Annotated in this window: 1 protein-coding gene; it reads right to left on the bottom strand. The window is 69.9% G+C overall.

The window, feature by feature from the left end; translation table 11 throughout:
• Positions 1-1,702: M14 family zinc carboxypeptidase (locus GA0115259_RS34230; protein ID WP_176732753.1), on the bottom strand; the 1,702-nt coding region annotated here is incomplete at both ends.

The following is a 1,702-nucleotide window of genomic DNA, read 5'->3' as shown; positions in this document are numbered from 1 at the left end:
CCGCAGACCGCCGTGGCCACGGCTGCCGCCCGCGACCGAGCCGGTGGGCGCGGCGGCGTGGACCGTACGGCTGTGCAGCCGCAGCCCGCCGTCGGCCTTCTGCACCTTGTCGACGCTCGCGCCCCAGAGCAGCCCGAGGCTCCACCCGGAGATGTCGTACATCGTGGAGACGTCCGCGCTGATGTCACGGCCCTCGGAGAGGATCACATTGGCGATGCCGCGCTTGGACTGGTGCATGTCCACGACGTACGAGCCCGCCGGATACGAACGTCCCGCCAGCCGGAAACCGGCCGACGCCCGCTCGACGCGTACGTCATTGGCGATGAGATGGTCCACCAGCCGGGCCGCCGCGGTCGCGGAGCGCTGGCCTTCGCCCGCCGGGATCACATACGCCCGCGGGAAGTCCGTTGTATACACGTCCTCCGGGCCGATGCCCGGCACTCCCGGCACGGTCTGCTCGGAGACCGGCCGCTGGGCCTCGCCCGCCGCGCCGCGCCGGAACGTCTCGATCTGGTCGGCGATCACCGAAGTGCGGTTGCGGTAGGTGTAGTCGAGAGTCGCGCGCATGGCCGCGCCCGCGATGTCCGTGTTGATCGCGGACCGCCGGCGCAGCTCCTCGACGGACAGGGAGTCGTACGAGGCGTTGTTGACCCGCATCGGGATCTCGACGGTGTGCGAGGCCACCGCGCCCTGGAACGCCATGTACTGCGGAGTGAAGATCGGCGGCCAGTCGTCCCAGCCCTCCTGCTGGTCGCGGAAGGGGATCACGGGCGGCTCGACACCGTCCTTCGCGGAGGTGTAGCCGAGGTCGTTCACCGCCTTCTCCATACCGAGGGCGTTGGCGTAGGTGTTCTTCAGGAAGAGGTCGTACTCGTAGTTCTCGCCGTGCGGCGGAGTCGTCGGCTCGATCAGGGTGCCGTTGACATAGCCGTGCAGATCGAGCATCACCGCGGGCTGCTTGTCGATGGCGATCTGCCGCATGGCGCGCGTCTCGGGCTGCGAGCCGGTGATGAAGTCCCGGTTCAGATCGAAGTTGTTGCCGTTGGCGCGCGTACCGGCGATCCGGCCGTCCGGATTGGCGGTCACATTGAGATAGATCCGGCTCGTGGCGAGCAGCTCGCGCGTCCTGCCGTCCTTCGCCTTCGCCAGCTCCTCGATGAGCTTGAGGGCGGCGTCGGTGCCCTCCCACTCATTGCCGTGGATGTTGTTGTTGATGAAGACCGGCGTCTTGTAGTCCGACTTGATCCGGCGGTCCTTGGCGGCGGACGCGGGCGAGTCCTCGATCAGCTCGCGCATCCGCTCCTGCTCGCGCGCCTCGTGCGCGCTCTCAGGTGCGGTGACGGTGACGAGATACAGATCGTGTCCGCCGGCGGAGCGGCCCGCGACCTCGACGCTGACGCGATCGCCCAGCTTCTGGAGGGCGTTGAGCCTGGGCGCCAGGGAGTGGTACGGAGTGAGACCGAGCTTGACCGACTTGTCGGCCGGGTTCTCGGGCGGCGCTTCGAGGACCGTACGGCGCGGATAGCCGCCGTCCTTGCGCAGCGCGGGACCGGGTGTGCCGAGGGTGGTGAGCGCGCCGAGCGCGGCGGCGGAGGACTTCCCGGTGGCGGCGACGGTGCCGGTGGCGGCCACGGAGGCCGGGCCGCCGCTCTCGCGTACGGGATGCGCCGACCGGGCGTCATGCCCGGGAGCGGCGGTGGCG

This window comes from Streptomyces sp. MnatMP-M17, from assembly GCF_900091995.1.
Lineage (GTDB): Bacteria > Actinomycetota > Actinomycetes > Streptomycetales > Streptomycetaceae > Streptomyces.
Note: the sequence above shows the minus strand (reverse complement) of the source record. Positions and strands in the feature narration are given on the sequence as shown.